General features: G+C 73.2%; 16 protein-coding genes and 1 riboswitch. Of the genes, 9 read left to right on the top strand and 7 right to left on the bottom strand.

What is annotated here, in order from left to right:
- Positions 1-22: 22 nt before the first annotated feature.
- The 3 genes from JHAT_RS05320 to JHAT_RS05310 are packed head-to-tail and all read left to right on the top strand — an operon-like array spanning position 23 to position 3,396.
- Entirely contained in the window at positions 23-1,810 is a 1,788-nt protein-coding gene (locus JHAT_RS05320; protein ID WP_077796851.1) for a glycosyltransferase, read from the top strand.
- Positions 1,811-1,837: 27 nt separating this feature from the next.
- On the top strand, positions 1,838-2,278 hold the full coding sequence (locus JHAT_RS05315; protein ID WP_077796850.1) for a hypothetical protein: 441 nt from the start codon (positions 1,838-1,840) through the stop codon (positions 2,276-2,278).
- A complete protein-coding gene (locus JHAT_RS05310; protein ID WP_077796849.1) occupies positions 2,275-3,396 on the top strand; it encodes a glycosyl hydrolase in 1,122 nt (373 codons plus the stop codon). Before JHAT_RS05315 ends, JHAT_RS05310 begins: the two co-directional genes overlap by 4 nt.
- Positions 3,397-3,412: 16 nt before the next feature.
- Here the strand turns inward: JHAT_RS05310 and JHAT_RS05305 are convergent, their stop codons facing one another.
- From JHAT_RS05305 to JHAT_RS05295, 3 genes are all read right to left on the bottom strand, one after another.
- Complete coding sequence (locus JHAT_RS05305) at positions 3,413-4,168, bottom strand: polysaccharide deacetylase family protein (protein WP_107481824.1); 756 nt, start codon at positions 4,166-4,168, stop codon at positions 3,413-3,415.
- A 125-nt stretch (positions 4,169-4,293) separates the two neighbouring features.
- Positions 4,294-5,607 carry a glycosyltransferase family 2 protein gene (locus tag JHAT_RS05300; protein ID WP_077796847.1) on the bottom strand — a complete coding sequence of 438 codons (1,314 nt, stop codon included), beginning with the start codon at positions 5,605-5,607 and terminating at the stop codon, positions 4,294-4,296.
- Between the two features lie 30 nt (positions 5,608-5,637).
- A complete protein-coding gene (locus JHAT_RS05295) occupies positions 5,638-6,702 on the bottom strand; it encodes a GNAT family N-acetyltransferase (RefSeq protein ID WP_253195399.1) in 1,065 nt (354 codons plus the stop codon).
- Positions 6,703-6,935: 233 nt separating this feature from the next.
- On the opposite strand from JHAT_RS05295, the gene JHAT_RS05290 reads away from it, so the two are divergent.
- The gene (locus JHAT_RS05290) at positions 6,936-7,745 is read left to right on the top strand and encodes an HAD family hydrolase (RefSeq protein ID WP_077796845.1); all 810 of its coding nucleotides are present in this window, start codon (positions 6,936-6,938) and stop codon (positions 7,743-7,745) included.
- Between the two features lie 60 nt (positions 7,746-7,805).
- On the opposite strand, the gene JHAT_RS05285 is transcribed toward JHAT_RS05290, so the two are convergent.
- The gene (locus tag JHAT_RS05285) at positions 7,806-8,297 is read right to left on the bottom strand and encodes a transglycosylase SLT domain-containing protein (protein WP_077796844.1); all 492 of its coding nucleotides are present in this window, start codon (positions 8,295-8,297) and stop codon (positions 7,806-7,808) included.
- A gap of 3 nt (positions 8,298-8,300) precedes the next feature.
- Positions 8,301-8,466: riboswitch (cyclic di-AMP (ydaO/yuaA leader) on the bottom strand.
- Positions 8,467-9,269: 803 nt separating this feature from the next.
- Here JHAT_RS05285 and JHAT_RS05280 point away from each other — a divergent pair.
- The 4 genes from JHAT_RS05280 (at position 9,270) to JHAT_RS05265 (ending at position 13,741) form a co-directional block, all read left to right on the top strand.
- A complete protein-coding gene (locus JHAT_RS05280; RefSeq protein ID WP_077796843.1) occupies positions 9,270-10,280 on the top strand; it encodes a polyprenyl synthetase family protein in 1,011 nt (336 codons plus the stop codon).
- A gap of 254 nt (positions 10,281-10,534) precedes the next feature.
- The gene (locus JHAT_RS05275) at positions 10,535-11,752 is read left to right on the top strand and encodes an outer membrane lipoprotein carrier protein LolA (RefSeq protein WP_077796842.1); all 1,218 of its coding nucleotides are present in this window, start codon (positions 10,535-10,537) and stop codon (positions 11,750-11,752) included.
- A 50-nt stretch (positions 11,753-11,802) separates the two neighbouring features.
- Entirely contained in the window at positions 11,803-12,795 is a 993-nt protein-coding gene (locus JHAT_RS05270) for an ABC transporter ATP-binding protein (protein ID WP_077796841.1), read from the top strand.
- Entirely contained in the window at positions 12,782-13,741 is a 960-nt protein-coding gene (locus tag JHAT_RS05265; RefSeq protein WP_253195398.1) for an ABC transporter permease, read from the top strand. The genes JHAT_RS05270 and JHAT_RS05265 overlap by 14 nt, the downstream gene beginning before the upstream one ends.
- On the opposite strand, the gene JHAT_RS05260 is transcribed toward JHAT_RS05265, so the two are convergent.
- On the bottom strand, positions 13,731-14,333 hold the full coding sequence (locus tag JHAT_RS05260; RefSeq protein ID WP_077796840.1) for a flavodoxin family protein: 603 nt from the start codon (positions 14,331-14,333) through the stop codon (positions 13,731-13,733). The genes JHAT_RS05265 and JHAT_RS05260 overlap by 11 nt on opposite strands.
- Before the next feature lie 300 nt (positions 14,334-14,633).
- On the opposite strand from JHAT_RS05260, the gene JHAT_RS34535 reads away from it, so the two are divergent.
- Positions 14,634-16,073 carry a hypothetical protein gene (locus JHAT_RS34535; protein ID WP_077796839.1) on the top strand — a complete coding sequence of 480 codons (1,440 nt, stop codon included), beginning with the start codon at positions 14,634-14,636 and terminating at the stop codon, positions 16,071-16,073.
- A gap of 10 nt (positions 16,074-16,083) precedes the next feature.
- On the opposite strand, the gene JHAT_RS05250 is transcribed toward JHAT_RS34535, so the two are convergent.
- Together JHAT_RS05250 and rarD are read right to left on the bottom strand one after the other, a co-directional pair.
- A complete protein-coding gene (locus JHAT_RS05250; protein ID WP_077796838.1) occupies positions 16,084-17,037 on the bottom strand; it encodes a M28 family metallopeptidase in 954 nt (317 codons plus the stop codon).
- Between the two features lie 127 nt (positions 17,038-17,164).
- Complete coding sequence (gene rarD, locus JHAT_RS05245; protein WP_077796837.1) at positions 17,165-18,229, bottom strand: EamA family transporter RarD; 1,065 nt, start codon at positions 18,227-18,229, stop codon at positions 17,165-17,167.
- Positions 18,230-18,253 lie beyond the last annotated feature (24 nt).

The raw sequence follows: 18,253 nt of genomic DNA, 5'->3' as shown, positions 1-18,253 counted from the left end.
ACCGGCCCCCGCCGCCCGGCCGGTGCGCGCCGCCGCCTCCGCCGCCCTGCCCGCCGTCATTCCGCTCGTCGCGCTCGCCCTGTGGGCCTTCGCGATGCGGCACACCGACGTGTCGCGCCTCGACGACTACGGACTGGTCACCGCCCTGCACCCCGCCTTCTGGGCCGGCCTCGTGGTGCTCACCACCGGTTTCTGGTTCACGGTCCGCGACCCGCGCCGCGGGAACGGCTGGTCGTTCGCGTACGTCCTCGCCCTGCTGGTGATGGAGCGGGCCACGCAGGCCGTCCTCTATCCGACCCCGCTGTACGCCTGGGCGTGGAAGCACGACGCGGTCATCGACCACCTGCTCACCTCCGGCGGGCTCCAGGGCGCCGACCAGCTCGGTGACATGGCCGTCTACGACCAGTGGCCCGGCTTCTTCGCCGCCCAGGCGGCGCTGGTGCGACTGCTGGGAGTGGACGACGCCGCGATGTACATGGCGTGGTGGCCGCTGGTCTCCAGCCTGATGCTGCTGCTCCCGCTGCTGCTGATCTACCGCACCTTCACCCAGGACCGCAGGCTGATCTGGACGGCCGTGTGGCTGTTCTTCGTCGCCGACTGGGTGGGCCAGGACTACTTCTCCCCGCAGTCCGTCGCCTTCGCCCTGCACCTGGGCGTCCTGGCCGTCGTCCTGCGCCGGTACGGCAGACGGCCCGACGGGCGGCCGGGACGGCAGGGCCAGGCGGTGTGGACGGTGCTGCTCACCGTGCTGGTCACCACCATCGTCGTCTCGCACCAGCTCACGCCCGGCATGCTCGTCGTCTCCCTCGTCGCCCTGGCCTGCACGCGCCGCTACCGCGACTGGGTCCCCCCGGTCACCACGGTGGTGATCTTCCTGGCCTGGTGCCTCACGGCCGCGCTGCCCTTCCTGTCCGCCGCGATGCCGGACATGATCCGCTCCATCGGCGACGTCGGCGCCAACGTCGAGACCGGGTACGGGACCACGCCCACCGGCACCGGCGCGGTGGCGACCTCCTGGGCGGCCCGGCTGCTGTCGGGTTCCGTCCTGCTGCTGGCGCTGGCCGGGGTGCTGCGCCAGCGGGTGCTGCGGCGCCGGGCGCTGCCGTTGCTGCTGCTCGCCGCGGCCCCGCTGCCGATGTTCGCGGCGAGCAGCTACGGCAGCGAGATGATCTTCCGGGTGCTGATGTTCATGCTGCCGGGAGCCGCCTTCTTCGCCGCCGCCGCGCTCCTGCCGAAGGTGCGCACCCTGGCCGCCGGGACCGCCGACGCCGGGCGGCCCGCCGAGGGCCCCGCCGCCACCCGGCGCCGGCTCGCCGCGTCCGTCCCGCGCCCCGCCGTGTGGGTGCCGCTGCTCGTCCTGCTCGCGGCGACGCTCGCGTTCGTGCCGAGCTACTCCGGCAAGGACCGCGTCAACTACTTCCCGCCCCGGGAGGTGGCCCTCGTCCAGCAGCTCTTCGACCAGGCCCCCGACGGCTCCCTCGTCGTCGCCGCCAACCGGAACTATCCGCTGGCCTACGAGGCGTACTGGCGCGTCGACCACTACTGGTTCCTCGACGACGACCGGCACCACGTCGACGAGATCGTGCGCGACCCCGCCGCCACCCTCGCCCGCGACATGGCCGAGGTGGAGCGGCCGGCCCGGGCCTACTTCCTGCTCACCCAGGGGCAGATGGCCAACTCGGAGATGAACGGGCAGCTCGACCGCGCCCAGCTCACCCGGATCCGCGAGTCCGTCGCGGCCTCGCCGCGCTTCACCCGCGTGGCGGAGAACAGCGCCGGCGTGCTCTACGTCCTGGAACCGGCGGGCTGAGCCGATGAGCCGAGAAGGGAACCGGTCATGACACCACAGGATCTGGTGATCCGCATGCTGCCCGCGTTCGGCGGCTGGCTGGCGCTGGCCGCGCTCGCCCTGCCCGACGGTTCACCGCCGCGCGGGGCGGCGGTCGCGCTGTTCCTCGCCGTCGGCCCGGGCGCGGCCCTGGTCAGGATCTGCGGACCCGCGCTGCGCGCCCGCCGGGCGGAGGGACCCGTGGAGCGGCACGACGCGGACTTCGAACGCCACTCCGACCTGCTGGAACGGCTGATGCTGGCCGTCCTGCTCAGCGTGAGCGCCGCCGTGCTCGTCGCGACGGTGCTGATCGCGGCGCGCGCCTTCAGCGGGGACCGCACGCTGCTCACCCTGACCATGCTGACCACGCTCGCCGCGCTCTGCCCGAGCCTGCGCGCCTCCCCGACGCCGGACACGGTGCCGGGGGCACGAAAGGGTTCCGCTCCGTGAGGTTCGTTCGACCCGTCCGCCGTACGTCCGAGAAACCGACGACGACCGGTCAGCACCGCAGGCCGAGGAAGACCGGCCGGCGACGACTGCTGATCACCTCCGCCACGGCCACCTGCGCGGTGCTGATCGCGGTGCTCGCCCTCCGTGAGACCTCCGGACCGGCGGACCCCAGGGACGACCCGAAGTGCCGTCCCACCGCGCTCCTGGAACCGCCCTGCGGCGTCTGGTTCGGCGCCTTCGTGCCGCACGACAAGGCCGACCTGGCCGACAAGGTCGAGGCCTACGAGAAGCACGTGGGCCGCAAGCTCGACATCGTGTACACGTACCACGACATGTCCGCGGTCACCGGCACCCGCCTGGAGGGCCAGCTGCTCACCGAGCAGGAGCAGCGCGTCGGCGAGGACCGCATGCTGCTGCTGTCCTGGGAGAGCAAGTGGTGGGGCGGCACCGAGCGTCAGCAGCCCACGTGGAAGCGGATAGCCGACGGTGAGCTGGACGACTCCGTGATCGACGTCCAGGCGCGCCGGATCAAGGAGTACGGGGAGCGCACCGGCAAGAAGGTCTTCCTCTCCTTCGACCTGGAGATGGACACCCGCACCCCGGAGAACGGCACCCCGGCGGAGTACGTCAGGGCGTACCGGCACCTCCACGACCGTTTCCGCGCGCTGGGCGTCGACAACGTGGTGTGGACCTGGATCATCACCGGCTACCTGGACCACGCCGACCTGTTCCGGAGCATGTATCCGGGGGACGCGTACGTCGACTGGATCGGCTACAACCAGTACAACTACTACCTGTGCCACAAGGCGAAGTGGCTGACCTTCGCCGAGACGCAGCAGGCCAGCCACGACTGGATCCGCCGTCACATCTCCGACGACAAGCCGCTGATGCTCTCGGAGTTCGGCACCGCCTCGGACCCGGACCGGCCCGGCCGCCAGGCCGGCTGGTACGCGCAGGTGCCCCGGGTGCTCAAGGACCTGGAGGGCGTCAGGGCCGCCCTCCAGTGGAACTACCGCGACCCGGGGCCGCACTGCGATCTGTCGGTGGCGGGCGACGAGGCGTGGGCCGCCCTGCGCGGGGCGGCCGGTGACCCGTACCTCAACCAGCCGCACGGGTGACCGGCCCCGCCCCGCGTCACCCCGCGAACTCGGGCCCGCGCAGCAGCGCGCGGCCCCGCCGGTACCACCGCCACGCGACCGTCCGGGGCGCGTCGGGGTAGGGCGCGACGCGGGCGCCCTCGCCCGCCAGCCACGCCTCGACGTCGGCGACGGTGTGGCCGCGCCGCACGATGAGGCGGGCGATGCGGTACCGCTCGTCGCGGTCGGAGCTGAGCGCGTGCCGCACGGCGGTGGCCGTCTCGTAGCCGGCGCGGGCCGACATGCTCCTGACCCGCGGGCTGTTGTAGCCGTGCGGGTAGGCGAGGTGGCGGACCGGGTGGCCGAGGGCGTCCTCCAGGACGTCCTTCGACGTGCGCAGTTCGTACGCCAGGGCCTTGGCGGACAGGGTGTCGAGCTGGGCGTGGGTGACGGTGTGGCTGCCGATCTCCATACCGGCCCGCTCCAGTTCCGCGGCCTCGTCCAGGGTCATCATCGGGGCGGGGGGCAGCAGGCTGCGGCCGCCCGGGGTGATGGCCCCGGTGGTGAGGTAGGCGGTGGCGGGCAGCGAGCGGTCGGCCAGCGCCTGGGCCGTGGGCCCCGGCAGGTCGGCGAAGCCGTCGTCGAAGGTCAGCAGCACGGGCCGGGGCGGCAGGGGTGCCCGCCCGGCGAGGTGGTCGGCGACCGCGCCGATGGTGACGGGCGTGCGCCCGCTGTCGACGATCGCGTCCAGGTGGACGGCGAACTCCTTGGGCGTGACGGTGAACTCGGCGATCCAGTCGGGCGGATCGTCCATCACGGCGTGGTAGAGGAAGACGGGAATGCGGTCGCCGCCCGCCCGTGCTCTGCCGCCCGCCCGTGCTCTGCCACCCGCCCGTGTTCCGCCGCCCGGTGTGCCCCCGCCGCGGTTGCCCGCCGTCGTCATCGCGTCCCCCTCGGAGCGGACCGCAGGGCGTACCGGGCACGCAGGTAGCCCACCGGGCCGTAGACCATCCCCCGCCGCTGCAGCCGCGACAGCCGCCGTGGCCACGGATGGGTCCGTTCGTCGTGGTCGCCCGGTGCGCCGCCGCCGTCCGTGTCGCGGACGGCCGTCAGCCCGCGCGCGTGGGCCAGCCCGCGCGGCAGCCGGGCCAGGAACGCCGGCAGCAGCGCCGGCCGGTTCACCAGGATCGCCGTGAGGTACGCGGTGAGCCCCGCGCCGTAGCCGTACGCCTGGGTCTCCAGGTCGCGCCAGGTCTCCCGGTGGTGGTGCCACACCAGGGCCGTCGGCGTGTAGTGCAGCCGCCGGCCCTCGGCGAGGACGCGCACGAAGCCGTAGAGGTCGTCGCCGCCCCGCGCGCGCGTGCCGGCGCCGGTCGCCGGGTCGAAACCGCCCGCCGCGCGCAGCGCCGCCGTGCGGAAGGCCATGTTGGCACCGGAGCCGAAGCGCCCCGCGGTGAACGGGAACAGCGGTTCGTCGGCGGGCGGGTGGTGCGGGTCGTACGTGCGCGGGACGAAGCCCTTCGCGAAGCCGCCGTGGCTCTCCAGCAGCACCTGGGCCGGGGTGCGCAGCCGGGCGGGCAGGATCAGGCCCGTGGCGCAGCCCAGGCGCGGGTCGGCGGCGAAGGGCGCGGTCAGCTCGGTGAGCCAGCGCGGGTCGGCGACCACGTCGTCGTCGGTGAAGGCGACCACCTCGCTGCGCACGGCGGCCAGGCCCCGGTTGTGGGCGACGGCGAGTCCGGGGACCGGCTCGCACACGTACCGCACGCGCTCGGCGTACTTCCGCTCGACCAGCTCGCGGGTCTCGCCGGTCACCGGGGCGTTGTCGACGACGACGACCTCGTAGTCCGGATGGTCCTGCGCGAGCAGGGAGTCGAGCGCGCGGGCGAGCTGCCCGGCGCGCTCCCGGGTGGCGACGACGACACCGGCGGACGGCGGGGCGGACGGCGGGCCGTGCGGCGGGGCGAACGCGGGCGGCGCCCCGGGATGCAGGCGCCGGGCGAGCTCCGCCAGCGTCCGCGTCGGATCCGCACCCTCCGGCACCCGCCCCAGCAGCGTGCCGACGGGCCGCCCCGCCCTGCGGACCAGGACGAACACCGGGCCGGACGTCACCGGCGGACTGCCCGGCCCCGGTCTGAGGCCGGCCTCCTCCTCCCCGTCGCCGAGGTCCAGCTCGGCGACCTGCACCGGCTCGGTGCTCAGGAACCTCTCGATCTCCCGCCGTGTCTCCTGTCGCGCACGCCGTGCTCCGGCCATGCGCCCCACCCCCTCGTGGTTGCCCCTCCGTCACGACCGGCGCAGCCGGGCCGCCTCCTTCAGCACGCGTGCCGCCAGCGACGCCAGCCGCGGCCGGTCGCGCACGAAACCGTGCACGCGGCGGGCCGGTTCGCGGCCGAGCCACTGCAGCGCGGCGCCCGCCCCCGGACGCGTCGCCGTTCCCTCGTACACGGGCAGTTCGCCGGTCTTCAGCGAGTCCTTGTACTCCGCCGCGCCCCGCCCCATGTCGAGCAGGCCGACGCCCGCGGCGGCGGCGGCCTCGGCCATCCGCAGGTGCAGCACCAGCCCCGGCGAGTACTTCGCGAAGTCCGGGTCGTACGCCGGGAACCAGCAGGCCAGGACCGACGCCGAGCGCAGCCCGAAGTGGGCGGCGACGGGCCGGTCGCCGGCGTAGAGCACGGACAGCGTGCCCGTGCACTCGGGCGCCCGGGTCTCGGCGAGCCGTCCGACGAGCCGGGTGATCCACTCCTGTGCGAAGCGGTCCCGGCGTCCCGTCCTGCGGTACTGCGCCGACTTCCACTCCATGAGCGTGCGCAGCGCCGCCGGTTCGCGCTCGTCGAACACGAAGCGCACGTCCCCGACCTGCCGGCCCAGCCTGCGCTCCTTGGCGAGGGTGGTCTTCAGGAACTTCGGCGACTGCGTGCGCAGCACGCTCTCGTACGCCTCGTACCCCTTCTCCACGTCGATGACGTAGGTGGCGTGCTCCTCGACGGCGTACGGCACGAACAGGCCCTGCTCGGCCTCCAGGTTGTCGAAGGCGAGGCTCGACAGGGAGCAGGCCCGCAGCAGCCGGCGGGTGTCCGGGACGAGGCCCGGCCGCAGCACCGCGCCCTGGCAGTCCGAGACCCCGAGTCCGATCGCCCGGCCCTGACCCAGCGGTCCGCGCTCGTGCGGCAGGAAACCGGCGGTCTCACCGCCCTCGTACAGCACCGCCACCCGCGCCCCGGGCCGCACCCGGCCCACGGCGTCGGTGAACTCCGGTTCCATGAACGGGTTGCGCGGCGACCTCGACGCGGCGCGCAGCGCGCGCCAGCTCTCCCGTTCCCCCTCGCCCAGCTCCTGTGGCCTGAGCACGCGTACACGTCCGCCGTTCAACCCGACCCCCCGATCAAGTCCCCCTGGACAACAGGAAGGTACCGCCGGGGCCGCCCGGGGGGTAGAAGGCAGAGCATGTTGTTGCCAACTGGTGCACAGGCCTTTAACCGCCTTTAGACGATGTTGCGTCAGGTTTCGGACACCTGCGAACGTCCTCGTGCGCATCCGGTCGTGGGTGAGTCGGACGGGTGCGGTGTCCGTATTCTCTGATCATGAACCGCACCGCATATGCCCTCGTCGCCACCGACCTCGACGGAACGCTGCTGCGCGGCGACGACACCGTCTCCGACCGGTCGCTGGCCGCGCTGGAGCGAGTGGCCCGGGCCGGGGCGCGGCACCTGGTGGTGACGGGACGCCCGGCACCGAGGGTGCGTTCCCTGCTCGACGACCTCGGCTGCACGGGGCTCGCGGTGTGCGGACAGGGCGCGCAGGTGTACGACGCCGGCGCGCACCGGATGCTGTGGTCGGTCACCCTGGACCGGGAACTGGCGGAGACCGCGCTCGGCAAGATCGAGGCGGAGGTCGGCGACGTGTACGCCGCGGTCGACCAGGACGGCGTCGACGGGCTGACGCTCATCGAGCCGGGCTACCTGATGCCCCACCCGACCCTGCCCGCGGTGCGGGTGGAGCGGCGCGACGAGCTGTGGAGCGAACCGATCAGCAAGGTGCTGCTGCGCCACCCCGACCTGTCCGACGACGAACTGGCGGCGACGGCGCGCGCGGTGGTCGGCTCCCTCGCGACGGTCACGATGTCGGGGCCGGGGACGGTGGAGCTCCAGCCGTGCGGGGTCACCAAGGCGACGGGTCTGGCGCTCGCCGCCGAACGCCTGGGGCTGAGCCGGCGGCGGACGATCGCCTTCGGGGACATGCCCAACGACATCCCCATGTTCCACTGGGCGGCCCGCGGGGTCGCCATGGCGGGCGCCCACCCCGAACTCAAGGCGGTCGCCGACGAGGTCACCACGACGAACGAGGACGACGGCGTGGCCGTCGTCCTCGAGCGGATCTTCGGAACCTCCTGACACGCCGCCGCGTGTCGGTGAGGGTCAGTCCATCCGGTTGTGTCCAGGCGTGCTGGTGGCTCAGTAGGCGCCGAAGACGTTGTCGATGGAGCCGTACCGGTCGGCCGCGTAGTTGCAGGCCGCGGTGATGTTGGCGACCGGGTCGTACGAGTCCCAGGAGGTGCCGGGGACGTGGTACGCCCGGAAGGTCGGGTCGATCACCTGGAGCAGACCCTTGGACGGGGTGCCGTTGACGGCGTTGATGTCCCAGTTGTTGATGGCGAACGGGTTGCCGGACGACTCCCGCATGATGTTGCGGTGGATGCCGTCGTACGTCCCGGGGATCCCCTGCTGGGCCATGATGTCCAGCGCCTCGCGGATCCAGCCGTCGAGGTTGTCCGGGTACGTGGTCGTCGCGGTGGCGGCGGTGGTCGTGGCGGCCGGGGTGGCGGCGGACGCGGTGGCGGCGCCGACGAGCGGCAGGGCGAGCACGGCGACGCCGGTGCCGGCGACGGCGAGCTTGCGGGCGAGGCGGCTGGTGCGGGCGTGACGGTTCTGACCGTTGGCAGGCATGTGTGTGTCCCTCTCCTACGCCTGCGAGGTGAGCTGTCGGGTTCGGGCGGGGAGGTGCCCGGCCGCGCCCTGACGGGCACGGCTTCACCCCGAGCCGCGCCGGTGGCGTCCGGCACGGCGACTTACCTGGGTCCCCCGCTCCTGCCTGCGAGTGTGTCGAGTGGATGACTGGGTGTCGGGGCGGTGGCAGGATTCGGCGTCCGCCTGACAGGCCGGGAACGTATGCGAGAGCACATGTCCGGAACAAGTGCAGGAATCACCCGACGTGCCTGTTGACCTTGGTCTGGGGCATTTGGGGTACTTGATCCTTTGCGAGTGCCAAGGCCCAACTCCCTTGCGGGTCAAAGGAATGACAGCCCTCGCGGCGGGGGTGCGGGCGGGTGTGGCGGCGTGAGCCAACTCACTGGTGTCAACAAGTGTGGCAAATCGGGCATTAGGGCTAAGTGGTGGCCAACCGCCCATCGGTAGGGGGCGCTTCGGTGTGGAGCGCGGGCCGGGCGGGTGGTCGGACGGTCGGACGGTTGGTCGGGCGGTCGGTCGGGTGATCGGCCGGACGGGCGGCTGGGTGAGTCCCGGGCGGGTGCCGGGTGCGTGCACCCCGTGCCGCACCTCGCCGTCGACGGCCCGTTCCGGTGTCCTCCCGCGCCGGGCGGGCACCCGCGAGGGGTGAGGGTGTGGATGCCGAACGGGTGATGTTCTCGGGGTGCGGCCCCCCGGGAGGGGTGGTGGGATCTTCGGCGGTGGCTTCCGGCGTCCCGCGCCCCGTGTCGCACCTTTCGGGCGATGTCATCCGATATCTGTTCATATCGCCCGATCGGAAACATGCCGTGCATGATCCGATACCGACCGGCCTGTAACGGTGGGCGCTAGCGGTGATCGAAACGTGACCGGATACGCTGACTTGAGTGGTGGCAGCGACCTATCGACAAACCAGGTAATCGCCAGTAGACACCAGCAGACAGGAGACCCCTCGTGACCGTCGTCGGGCCGTTCGGGCTGAGCGTGCGGGACCAGGCTCTGGAAGCCGATGTCCAGACCGGATTGGCGGCCGTCGAGGAAGGGTTGCTCGAGGCAACCAAGAGTGAGGTGCCGTTCATCACGGAGGCCGCCCAGCACCTGGTGCGGGCCGGTGGCAAGCGGTTCCGTCCGCTGCTGGTGATGCTCGCCTCCCGGTTCGGCGACCCTTACGCGCCCGGCATCGTGCCCTCGGCCGTGGTCGTGGAGCTGACCCACCTCGCCACGCTCTACCACGACGACGTGATGGACGAGGCCGCCGTGCGCCGCGGCGTGCCCAGTGCGAACACCCGCTGGGGCAACTCGGTCGCGGTCCTCACCGGCGACTTCCTGTTCGCCCGCGCCTCCCAGATCCTCGCCGACCTCGGGCCCGAGGCGGTCCGGGTGCAGGCCCTGGCGTTCGAGCGGCTCGTCACCGGCCAGATCCTGGAGACGGCCGGCCCCCAGGACGGACGGGACCCGGTCGACCACTACCTGGACGTGCTGGGCGGCAAGACGGGATCGCTGGTGGCGGTCTCCTGCCGGTTCGGCGCGATGATGTCCGGTGCCGACGAGACGGTCGTCGACGTGCTGACCCAGTACGGCGAGCGGCTCGGCGTCGCCTTCCAGCTCGCGGACGACGTCCTGGACATCGCCTCCGACTCCCACGAGTCGGGCAAGACGCCCGGCACGGACCTGCGCGAGGGCATCCCGACCCTCCCGGTGCTGCGCCTGCGCGAACGGGCGGCCCGGCTGGGGCTCGCCGAGGACCTCGCCCTGTGCGAGCTGCTGGACTCCGACCTGAGCGACGACGCCCGGCACGCGGAGGCGCTGCGCCTGCTGCGCGCCCACCCCGCGCTGGAGCAGGCGCGCGCGGACACCGTCCGCTACGCGAAGGACGCCCGGTCGGCGCTGGCCCCGCTGCGGGAGTGCGACGCGAAGGCCGCGCTGATCGATCTGTGCGACGCGGTGGTGCACCGGGCCGGCTGACCTCCGGCCGTCCCACGTCCTCCGGCGCGGCGCCCCTTCCCCCACTGATCGGGGGAGGCTTCCCCCCTTGGTGTCATCCCGCAGGAGTACACGGAGTTGAGCCCGCGGTCTGACGCTTCTTCCTGACCGATTTGGTCAGATGGACACCACGGAAAACCACCACTCCTCACCGATTCGGGTGAGAATGGCGGCTCACGGGTGAACACGTGCGAGGTCGTGAGACAGCCGCCGCCGACGACGGAGGTAGGGCACACATGGCACCGATCGATTCCGACGACAGCACGACCGCCGGGGAGGGCGAGGCGCCGCGCGCCGGACGGCGCAGGGCCGCGCGGTACGTCGTCCCGGTCTCGGTGATGGCCGTGGCGGCCGCCACGATCGGGCTGGTCCCCGCGCTCGCCGACTCCGGTGACCCGGACCTGCCCGAGGTGACGGCCCAGCAGCTCATCCAGAAGATCGCCGAGTCGGACGTCCAGCAGCTGTCCGGCACCGTCAGGATCAACACCGACCTGGGCCTGCCGGACCTCGGCGGCCTGGAGAGCGGCCTGATGTCCGGCATGTCCGGCGGCCCGGGCGCCGGCGCCGGCGACGACGACGGCGGCTCCTCCGCCGACCCGTCCGCCAAGCTCACCGAGCTGGTGAGCGGCTCCCACACGCTGCGCGTCGCGGCCGACGGCCCCGACCGGCAGAAGCTGTCGCTGCTGGAGAACGCCGCCGAGTACAGCCTGATCCACGACGGCAAGGACGTCTGGGGCTACGACAGCAGGTCCAACGAGGTCTACCACTCCACCACGTCCCCCGGCGCCGAGCGGCCCGCGAAGAAGGCGCCGGCCACCCCGAAGGACTTCACCGAGGAGGCGCTGAAGGCGGTCGACGACACCACGTCCGTGACCGTCGACGGCACCGCGCAGGTGGCCGGCCGGGACGCGTACCGGCTGGTGATCAAGCCCCGGCAGTCCGGTTCCACGGTCGGCGTGATCAGCGTGGCCGTGGACGCGGAGACCGGCATGCCGCTGAAGTTCACGCTGACCCCGTCGAGCGGCGGCGCCGCCGTCGTGGACGCGGGCTTCACCCGGGTCAGCTTCGCGAAGCCGGACGCGTCGACGTTCGACTTCACCCCGCCCAAGGGGGCGAAGGTCACCGAGGGCGACGAGATGCCCAAGGCCCCGGAGCGGAGCCGCGCGGCCGACGGCGACCTCGCCGAGGGCCTGGACGGTCTCGAGGTCATCGGCGAGGGCTGGAACTCGATCGCCACCTTCGACACCGGCGGCCAGGGCCTGCCCACCGCCTCCGCCGGGGGTGACCTGGGCGGCTTCCTGGGCTCCTTCGGCGATCAGGTCAAGGGCGACTTCGGCTCGGGCACGGTCTTCACGACCCGCCTGGTCAACGCCCTGATCACGGACGACGGCAAGGTCTACGCCGGTGCGGTCACCAAGGACGCGCTGGTGAAGGCGGCCAACGCCGCGAAGTAGAAGAAGCAGTAGTAGTACAGGTCCACCCGCACGACGAGGAGAGGGAGCCGATGGGCGAACCGTCCGCCGCGGAAGCGGAGCGCCCGGAGCGCCCGGACCGGGGGAGCGTGGGTGACGCCGTCATCGCCACCCGTGCGCTCACCAAGCGCTACCGCGGCGGACAGCTCGCCGTCGACGGCCTGGACCTGACCGTCCCGGCGGGCAGTGTCTTCGGCTTCCTCGGCCCCAACGGCTCCGGCAAGACCACCACCATCCGCATGCTGATGGGCCTGATCGAGCCGACCTCGGGCACGGCACGGGTGCTGGGCCGGCCCGTGCCGGGCGCCGTCCGCACCGTGCTGCCCCAGGTCGGTGCCCTCATCGAGGGCCCGGCCCCGTACGGCTTCCTCTCCGGCCGCGACAACCTGCTGCGCTACGACGCCGCCGACCCGACCGCCGATCCGCGCACCCGGCACGAGCGCGTCGGGGCGGCGCTGGACCGGGTGGGCCTCGCGGCGGCCGCGGGCAAGAAGGCGAAGGCGTACTCGCTCGGCATGAAACAGCGCCTCGGCCTGGCGGCGGCGCTGCTCCGGCCGCGCCGCCTGCTGGTGCTGGACGAGCCCACCAACGGGCTCGACCCCCAGGGCATGCGCGAGATCCGCGCCCTCGTGCGCGAGCTGGCCTCCGACGGCACGACCGTCTTCCTCTCCTCCCACCTGCTGGACGAGATCGAGCAGGTGTGCACGCACGCGGCCGTGATGGCGCGGGGACGGCTGATCGCCCAGGGCGCGGTCGCCGACCTGGCGGCCGGGGCGCGCGGCCGGCTGGTGGTGACCACGCCGGACGCGGGGGAGGCGGCCCGCGTGCTGAAGGAACGGGGTGCCGGGGACGTGGCCGTCGCCGAGGACCGGGTGACGGCGGAGCCGCCGGGCGGCGACCTCGCCGACCTGAACGCCGCGCTGGTCGCGGCCGGCGTGCGCGTCCGCGGCTTCGGAGTGGAACGGGCCTCCTTGGAGGACGCGTTCGTGGCGCTCACGGGAGAGGGCTTCGATGTCGCGGGCTGAGACGTCACCGGCCGGGACGGCCCGGGCCGGGGGAGCGGCGGACGGGAACGCGGACGTGGAGGCGGGCGTGGAGGCGGGCGTCGTGCGCGCGCCGAGCCGCCTGTGGTCCCTCGGCCTGCTCCGCAGCGAGCTGCTGATCACCTTCCGGCGCTGGCGCACCCTCGCCCTGCTGGGCGTGCTGGCCGCGGTGCCGGTCCTGGTGGGGATCGCCGTGAAGATCGAGACGGGTGGCGGCTCGTCCTTCGGCGGCGGGGGCCGGGGCGGCGGGGGCGCGGGACCGGCGTTCATCTCGCAGATCAGCAACAACGGACTGTTCCTGGTCTTCACCGCGCTCGCCGCGACGCTCCCGGTCTTCCTGCCGATGGCCGTCGGTGTGGTCGCCGGTGACGCGATCGCGGGCGAGGCGGGCGCGGGCACGCTGCGCTACCTCCTGGTCGCCCCGGCCGGACGCACCCGCCTGCTGCTGACGAAGTTCGCGACGGTGATCGCCTTCTGCCTCGTGGCGACGCTCGTGGTCGCCGTCTCGGCGCTCGCGGTCGGGGCGCTGCTGTTCCCGCTCGGTGACCTGACCACCATCTCCGGCACCCGCATCACCTACGCCGAGGGCCTGGGGCGGGCCCTGCTGATCGCCCTGGTCGTCGCCGCCTCGCTCGTCGGCGTGGCGGCCCTCGGCCTGTTCGTCTCGACGCTGACCGGCAGTGGCATCGCGGCGATGGCGACCACGGTCGGGCTGCTGATCACCATCCAGATCCTCGACCAGATCCCCCAGCTGGACGCCCTGCGGCCGTACTTCTTCTCGCACCACTGGCTGTCCTTCGCCGACCTGATGCGCGAGCCGGTCTACTGGGACGACCTGGTGAAGAACCTGGGCCTCCAGGCCCTGTACGCGGCGGTGTTCGGGTCGGCGGCCTGGGCGCGGTTCACGACGAAGGACGTCACCTCGTAGCCGGCGCGTCCGCCCGCTCGTAGGGGAAACGGGCGAGCGGCGCCTCCCGGGCGAAGAAGGTCTTGGCACGGGCCAGCGCGTCGGTGTCGCGCAGGACGTCGCCGGGCTTGCTGCCGTTGCCGAGCAGGACCCCGCCGAACCGCATGCCCATGTACGCCGCCGAGTTGTTCAGGCTGCCGATCAGCGGGTCGGCGACCTCCTGCTCCGTGTGCGCGAGCACGGTGACGCCCCACAGGGTGCGGCCGGCCAGGGTCGCCTTGAAGTCGAGGCCGGGGGTGCGCAGCCAGCCGGACCAGTGGTCGAGGTAGCGCTTGACCGGCGTGGACAGCGAGTACCAGTACAGCGGCGAGGCGATCACGAGGTCCGTCGCGGCGAGCGTGGCGTCGAGCAGCAGGGCCGCGTCGCCCTCGGTGGGGCGGACGTGGTCACTGTCGTGCCGCAGATCCTCGAACTCGGGCAACGGGTGCTCGGCCAGGCTGATCCACCGCTGCTCGACGTCCGGGGGCAGCTGTTCGGCGGCGCGGCGGGCCAGCAGCTCGGTGTTGCCGGCGGGGCGGCTGCTGCCGAGCAGGAAGAGGAAGCGGCGGCTCATGGATCCCCCAGGGATGTCCAGCGTGCGCGGATACGGGTATCTACTAGCACATGCATTATATGTGCGCGCATGAAAATGTCCAAGGTGGTCCGGGGCGGTGCTCGGACAGTGGCGCGCGGGACGCCCCGGAGCGACGCACCGCACGTGCGTGACCTCCTGGAACGAGCCTGTGACACCGCGGTGACGTGAGAATCGCGAGCGAGCGGAGAGACTCGACGGTAGGTGAACGACAGGCATGACAGGCTCTGGACGGCAGGGAAGCGGAACCGCCGACGGAAGCCGCCTATGAGTGGGGGGACGATGTCTCGACTCGGCCGCGACAGGCAGCGGGACCGGCAGCGCGCCGAGCGCCCGATCGACGTCCGGGTACCGGAGGCCGGCGGTGACGCGTGCGGCGCTTCGGTCGACGGCGTCCCGGTCGTCGCGGCCCCCGGCGAGGAGATCCGGCACGCCGTCCTGAACCGCCTCCACCACTTCGCCCGCACGGCGGGCCGGCCCGTCCTCGCCACGATCCACGACGAGCGCATCGGCTGCGTCGTCCGGCTCCGGGTCGACCCGGACGGCTCCAGCCACCTCGCCGGGAAGCCGGTACCGACGCCTCGGACGACGCGGGGCGTGGAGGGTGCCACGGCGGACCCGGCGGACTCGGCGGACTCGGCGGACCCGGCGGACCCGGCAGCCCCGGCGGACTCGGCAGCCCCGGCGGGCTCGGCAGCCCCGGCGGATTCGGCAGCCCTGGTGGCCCCGGTAGCCCCGGCGGATCCGGTGGCCACGGTGGCCCCGGTGGACCCCGCCTCGGCTTCGGCGGTCTCCGCCGTCCGGTCGGTCCCGGCCGCCGGTACTCCGGCGGTGCCCGAGCCGCAGCCGGCGCCGTCCGGCGGGTCCACGCCCACGTTCGTCCTGCGCGCCCTGCCCGTGCCCGCCGGGGGCAGGGCGCCGGGCACGGTGGCGCCGCCGACGGGGGTGTTCGGCCCGCCGCCCTCGATGGACACGCCGCCCGGTGCCCCCGCGCCCGGCGGTCCGGTGCTCGGTGGTGCGGCGGTCGACGTCCCCGCACGCCCCGCCGTCGTAACCGGCGCCTTCGGAGACGTGACTCCCGCCTCCGCCTCCACATCCGACCCCGCACCGGCAGGCCGGCCGGAGCCGGGCCCCGATCTCGCCGTGAACCCCGAGTCCAGGCCCACGCCCACCCCCGCCCGCGGGTTCGACGCCGTGGCCGAGGCCGTGCTCGGCGACGCGCCGCTCACCGCACCCGGCGACGCCACCGCGCCCGCCCTCCTCGCCGAGCCCACGGCGCGGGTCAACGAGGCGGTCAGGGAGGGGCGCACGCAGGACGCGGCGCGACTCGCGGAGCGGGCGGTGGCCGAGGCCTCGGACACGCTGGGGCCGGAGCACCCGGAGGTGCTCCGGCTCCGCGAGCTCACCGCGTACATCGCCTACCTGTCGGGTGACCCGGAACGCGCCTTCCGGCTCTCGCTGGACCTGGCCGGCATCCACCGCCGGGCCGGTGACGCGGAGGCCGCCTACGGCAACGTCCAGAGCGCGGCCACCGCCTGGCGTGCGGTGCGCGACCCCGAACAGGGGCTGGAGCTGGGGCGCGATCTGGTCGGCCTGTGGAGCGAACTCGCCGCCGAGGCGGGGCCGGCCGCCGAGGACGCCGAGCAGCTCGAGTCGGCCCGCACCCGCATGGGCCGCCTCGCCGAACGCGCCCGCGCCCACGCGCACGCCCGGGCCGACTGACCCGCCGGCGCTACCGCGACAACTGCCAGACCGCGTACGCGACGGCGTCGCTGTTGCGGTTCAGGGCCGTGTCGTCGATGTTGGCGGTCGTGTCGCAGGACGAGTGGTAGCACCGGTCGAACGGCTGGCCCGCGGTCCCGCCCCACTTGGCCGCCTGCGCGGACGTCTTGCGGTAGTCGGCGCCGCTGAACAGGCCGCCGACGGGGACGCCCGCGTTCTTGAAGGGCGCGTGGTCGGAGCGGCCGTCGCCCTCGGTCTCGATCTCGGTGGAGATGCCGAGGCCGGCGAAGTAGTCCTTGAAGGTCTTCTCGATCACGGGGTCGTCGTCGTAGACGAAGTAGCCGGGGTTGGGCGAGCCGATCATGTCGAAGTTCAGGTAGCCGCTGATCTTCGCGCGCCCGGCGGACCCGAGGCTGTTGACGTAGGAGCGGGAGCCGACCAGTCCCAGTTCCTCCGCGCCCCACCAGGCGAAGCGCAGGTGCTTGGCGGGGTGGTAGCCGGAGCGGGCCACGGCGAGCGCGGTCTCCAGGACGGCCGCCGAGCCGGAGCCGTTGTCGTTGATGCCGGGGCCCGAGGTGACGCTGTCCAAATGTGACCCTGACATGACAACCTGATTCGCGTCGCCGCCCGGCCAGTCCGCGACGAGGTTGTAGCCGGTGCGGCCGGAGGAGGTGAACCGCTGGACCGTGGTGGTGAACCCGGCGGCGTCCAGCTTGGCCTTCACGTAGTCGATCGACGCCTGGTAGCCGGGGCGACCGTGGGCGCGGTTGCCACCGTTCGCCGTGGCGATCGACTGGAGCTGGGCCAGGTGGGCCTTGACGTTGGCCACCGGTATGTCGGGGGCGGCGGCCGCCTCGGCGGCCCGGGACGCGGGTGCCGCACCGGCCACGGAACCGCCGGCCGCCAGGGTGGCGACCGCGACGGCACCGGCCGCCAGGGCACGCCCGGAAACGGGGAGCTTCATGTGGGGGGCTCCGAATTCCTGGGGAGTCCCTGGGGAGGACTCCCGGTGAATGGGGTGCCTGGATGGTGTGGCTCCGGCTGACGCCCCGTCAAGACCGCTATTCGGCCACGGCGTCGCGCATATCGGGTTACGGCTTCCCGGTGGGGGCGTCGAGCTGTGCGGGCGCGGCCGCGGGCTGCGCGGAAGCGGAATCCGGGGACGGCCCTCCGCAGGCCACGATGTCCGAGTCCCGCGCGCCGTCCCCCTTCTCCGCCGGCACGCCGGTGCCGGCTTCGTCCAGCCGGGCCCGCAGCGCCCGGGCGGTCCGGTGGGCGGTGCGCAGCGCGTCCCAGGTGAGCAGCGTCAGCGCCAGCCAGACCAGCGCGAAGCCGGCCCAGCGCTCGGGCGGCATGGCCTCGCCGAAGTAGAGGATGCCGAGCAGGAACTGGAAGACCGGGGCCAGGTACTGGAGCAGGCCCAGCGTGGACAGCGGCACGCGGATCGCCGCCGCGCCGAAGCAGACCAGGGGGATCGCGGTGACCACGCCGGTCGCGGCGAGCAGGGCGCCGTGCCCCACGCCCTCGGTGGTGAGGGTGGAGTCGCCGTGCGCGCCCAGCCACAGCAGGTAGCCGAGCGCGGGCAGGAACTGGATCGCCGTCTCGGCGGCCAGCGACTCGACGCCCCCGAGGTTGACCTTCTTCTTCACCAGCCCGTACGTGGCGAAGGAGAAGGCGAGGCAGAGGGAGATCCAGGGCGGCCGGCCGTAGCCGATGGTGAGCACGAGCACGGCCGCGAAGCCGGTCCCGACCGCCGCCCACTGCGCGGGCCTCAGCCGCTCCTTCAGCAGCAGCACGCCCATCGCGATGGTGACCAGAGGGTTGATGAAGTACCCGAGGGACGCCTCGACGACGTGGCCGCTGTTCACGGCCCAGATGTAGACGCCCCAGTTGACGGTGATGACCGCCGCGGCCACGGTGATCAGGCCCAGCTTGCGCGGCTGCCGCAGCAGCTCGCCGGCCCACGCCCAGCGCCGCACGACGAGCAGGGCGACGGCGACGAAGGCGAGGGACCACACCATCCGGTGGGCGAGGATCTCCCCGGCCCCGGCCGGCTTGAGCAGCGGCCAGAACAGCGGGACGAGCCCCCACATCCCGTACGCCGCGAAGCCGTTCAGCAGGCCTATGCGCTGTTCACTCCTGGACGACCCGACCACGGGCACCTCCTCCTCGCCTACGGC

Origin of the sequence: Streptomyces sp. JHA26, from assembly GCF_002005565.1 — a bacterium.
Lineage (GTDB): Bacteria > Actinomycetota > Actinomycetes > Streptomycetales > Streptomycetaceae > Streptomyces.
Note: the sequence above shows the minus strand (reverse complement) of the source record. Positions and strands in the feature narration are given on the sequence as shown.